Annotated in this window: 2 protein-coding genes and 1 pseudogene; all 3 read left to right on the forward strand. The window is 51.8% G+C overall.

Annotated elements, in window-relative coordinates:
* Nucleotides 1-2469, forward strand: a 2469-nt coding sequence (locus tag AACS90_RS20775) for a host specificity protein J (protein ID WP_099123612.1), incomplete at its 5' end; no start/stop codon positions are given.
* Nucleotides 2469-3503, forward strand: a complete 1035-nt coding sequence (locus tag AACS90_RS20780; protein ID WP_099123611.1) for a DUF6453 family protein — start codon at nucleotides 2469-2471, stop codon at nucleotides 3501-3503. The genes AACS90_RS20775 and AACS90_RS20780, both read left to right, overlap by 1 nt.
* A gap of 24 nt (nucleotides 3504-3527) precedes the next feature.
* Nucleotides 3528-4334 (forward strand): annotated as a pseudogene (locus AACS90_RS20785) (hypothetical protein); the annotation flags it as partial.

Raw genomic sequence — 4334 nt, forward strand, 5'->3', positions numbered from 1 at the left:
TCCTGTGAGCCGAAGATGCGCGTTATTCGTGTGCCGGATAATTATAACCCTGAAGCCCGCAGTTACTCTGGCGTGTGGTCAGGACAATTCAAATGGGCATGGACGGATAACCCGGCATGGGTGCTGTATGACCTGATGATCAATGACCGATTCAGTATTGGCTCACGGGTGAAAACCGAAAACTTAAGTCTGGCGAAATGGGACTTATACCGGATTGCCCAGTATTGTGATCAGTCCGTGCCGGACGGTAAAGGCGGTACTGAGCCGCGTCATACCTGTAATGTGTATATCCAGTCACAGGAAGAGGCATGGACAGTGTTACGGGATATTGCCGGTATCTTCCGGGGGATGACCTACTGGGCCAACAATAACATGAACGTACTGGCGGATATGCCACGGGATGTGGATTATCTCTACACCCGCGCCAATGTGCGTGACGGTAAGTTTGTCTACAGCAGTGCCAGTGAAAAGACCCATTATTCTACCGCGATGGTGAGTTGGTCAGACCCCCAGAACGGCTATCAGGATGCAGTGGAACCGGTCTTCGACCACCGATTGATACGTCGTTTTCAGGTCAGGCAGGCCGATGTGACCGCGATTGGCTGTACCCGCCAGAGTGAGGCCATTCGACGCGGTAAGTGGATATTGCACACCAACGAGTATGACCGGATGGTCAGCTTTACCGTGGGGCTGGACGGCAAAATTCCCTTGCCCGGTTATGTTATCGGGGTAGCGGATGAAATGCTGGCAGGCCGGGTGCTGGGTGGTCGTCTCCACCATGCTGACGGACGCAATATCACTTTAGATAGAGTGTCGTCGGCGAAAGTGGGGGAACGGTTGATACTTAATCTCCCTTCAGGCAAGGCAGAAGGTCGCACCATTCAGGCTGTTAACGGCACCGTGATCACCGTCACGACCGCTTACTCTGAAACGCCGATTGCCGAATCCGTCTGGGCCATTGATGCCACCGATTTAGACATTCAGCTATTTCGGGTTACGGGCATTAAAGAAGGGGATGATGGTGTTTCGTTTGAAATTACCGCCATTGAGCATAATCCGGATAAATACGCCCACATTGATACCGGCATTCGCATTGATGAACGTCCCATTTCCCTTATTCCGCCCGGCGTACAGTCACCACCGAAAAAGGTTGCGATTAGCAGTGATTCGGTGGTTCATCAGGGCATTGCGATCACCACATTGCGGGTGTCGTGGGACGCGGCCGAAAGTGCCATTGCCTATGAAGCCGAATGGCGACGGGATAACGGTAACTGGATAGCGGCACCGAGAACCTCAACACAGGGCTTTGAAGTACCGAACATCTACGCCGGACGCTATCAGGCCCGGGTAAGAGCCATTAATGCCGCGGAAATCTCCAGTCTGTGGGCCAATGCACCGGAAACGCACCTGAAAGGCAAAGCCGGTGAGCCGCCTGCGCCGTTGGGCTTTAAAGCCACGCCGATTGTGTTTGGCATCCAGTTAGACTGGGGTTTTGCACCTCATACGGATGACACACTGAAAACCGAAATCCAGTACAGTCCGACGAGTGACGGCGAGGGACTGATGTTACTGGCCGACATTCCCTACCCACAAAAGACCTATGTGATGCAGGGACTGGCGGCCGGCGTCGCGTTCTATTTCCGTGCCAGACTGGTGGATAAATCCGGTAATCAATCCCCGTGGACCGACTTTCTGCGCGGTGAATCCTCCACGGATGCGAGCTGGATTATTGATGCCGCGGGTGACCAGTTCCTCAGTGCGGAAGCGGGAAAACGCCTGCAATCGGACATCAATTTTACCAATGAGGCAATTTTAGGGAATGCGGCCCTGATTGGTTCCGTAGTCCAGCATCAGCTGAAAGAAAATGGCGAGATGCGCGCAGAGATACTGGAAGTCAGAACCACCCAACTGACCGACCAAAAAGCCCTGGCTGAAAAGCTGGAGAAAGTGCAGGTCGATGTCGGTAAAAATGCGGCGGCTGTCCAGACCAAAGCGACGGCGGTATTTGATATCGACGGGAACGGATATGGGATTTATGACGTTGGGGTCGGCGTCAAGTACAACGGTCAGTTCTATAAAGCCGGGATGGTGATTGGGGCTGAGGTGAAAAACGGCAAGGTGGAAACGCACCTCGGTGTCATGGCGAACCAGTTTACGGTCGTCAATCCGTCCAGCGGGAAATTAGATCCGGTTTTTGTGATTAAGAACGGGCAGGCTTTTTTCAATCAGGTCTTTATCGATAAAGCCTCCATTAACGGGGCGGACATTCAGGATGCCTCTATCACGATGGCAAAAATTGCGGACGGCATCCGGTCAGATAACTGGCCGAACGGGGGCTGGAACTTACCGAAGAATGGGGCGTTTGAGATGAAAGGCACGGCAGGCGGGGTCAGGGTCGCACTGGATCACACCGGGCTGGCGGTCTTTGATGGTCGGGGTGTGTTAAGGGTCAAGGTAGGGGAAATTTAATGAGTGACATCGGATTATTGGTTCATCCCGGTGACGGGGGAAAGGCTTACCGGCTGGATTCGAACCGGGCACAGACATTAAGCCTGATAAGGGCCATCTCAATCGATTTGCACGGGGATTTCAAAAAGCAGGGTTATCAGCAGTCACACCATATTCCGGAAGCCCGGGATTTTAATATTGTCCTGATACCGACCAAAACGGTAATGGTGGGGCAGGATGGTAATATGTCGGTGATTGTCGATATCCGGCTCAATAATATCCGTATGGAGGGGGAATATCTGCGCTTTGAATACAGTGACAGCCCTAATGGTCGGCCTGACTGGTACGGCAATGTAGCTGGTTGGTTTGATCCCTACTTTGACCCCGATCGGCATTTTTATATTCAGGTGTGTGGCTACCCGAAGTACCGTTCAGCGTTTGGTATTCAGCTGGCAGGCATGAATGGCGTTTCAACGATTACCGATCAGAACCGACTGGGCTATTGCGTTTACCGGGGCAGAGTGACCTTAGGCAAACAGGGGCAATGGCGAGTGCCGGACTCTATCCCGAACCGCGCACAATGTCTGGTGTTTGCCCGGACGGAAACGCCCGGGGCAGCAGTCGGGATGACTCACGATAAAGTGATGGTGAATAATGACGTGCCCTGCGTTGTCTCTGTGGTCATTTTCTCCAGCGGCTTTGCATTACAGCGACCGGATTACGGGATAGCGATTTATAACGCGTCGGGACGGCTGACTTACTCATCCCATTACACGCCATTTTTTCTGGGGGAAATGATAGCCGTCAGAAACGGGAGTGGCTCAGCCCGCAGCATCTCTCGCCCGATGGTGCATGTGAACCGATTAGCCAAGCTGGTCAGGAATGTCGGTGGGAACAGCTGGCGCTTTGCTGATTCCGGCTTCACCTTCTCGGGCAGCACCATTTCGGTGAGCGAAGCCGGGAAAATGAATTTTGAATATATACAGGTGAATAACTTCAGTTACAAGCCCATCAACTACGACATCTACGCGATTAACTACGACGATTACTTCTGATTGTCTCTTCTCAGGAACCCCACCATGATTTACACACAAGGCACACTTTCCACGGTGTCCGGCTCGGCGATTGTCCGGGGCACGGGCACAAAATTTAAAGATAACCTGAACGGCATTGCACCGGGGCAGGTGATACTCATCCAGTCCGGCAGCAGTAATTTACTGCATCTGATACAGGCGGTGAATTCGGATACCGAGCTGGTATTGGCGGATAATGTTACAGTGACGTTGAATAACGTCACCTATCAGATTCAGGTGACCGTACCGGATTCCATGTCTGATGGTGTCCGGCATATGGTGGCGATTAATGCCTATATCGTCCAGTTTCTCCAGAATATGGATAAGTGGATGAGTCTGAGTGGGACGGTGAGTGTGACACTGCCGAACGGACAAACTGTTTCACTGCAATCGATAAAGGCCATGAATGAAGCGATTGCCGGGAGGCTGGATAAAAGCCAGAACGGGGCGGATATTCCGAATAAAGCGGCGTTTGTGAGGAATATTGGGTTAGAGGGTGCAGTCATTCAAAATTCTTCTGGGGTTCAATTTGCTGATCAGGTGATAGCGGTTGGCGATGGGCATACTAATTTTTTGGCAAAACACGCGGGAACCGGACTAGCAGTTAATTTTGGGACACAAGGCGAGTACGGATACGTCATTATCCAAAAGGGAAGTGAAACGTTGAGTAATTATCTTTTCCCTGAAGGCGTTCATGGAAATGTTTTAGCAATGGGGTGGGGAGGGAATGTTTATGCAGGTCAGGATGGTATTATCAGAAAATCCTCCCCTATCATTCAAATCCATCCCGATGGTAAATTCGAAACTAACGAC

Source organism: Xenorhabdus sp. KK7.4, from assembly GCF_963876465.1.
In the GTDB taxonomy this organism is placed as follows: Bacteria; Pseudomonadota; Gammaproteobacteria; order Enterobacterales; family Enterobacteriaceae; genus Xenorhabdus; species Xenorhabdus stockiae.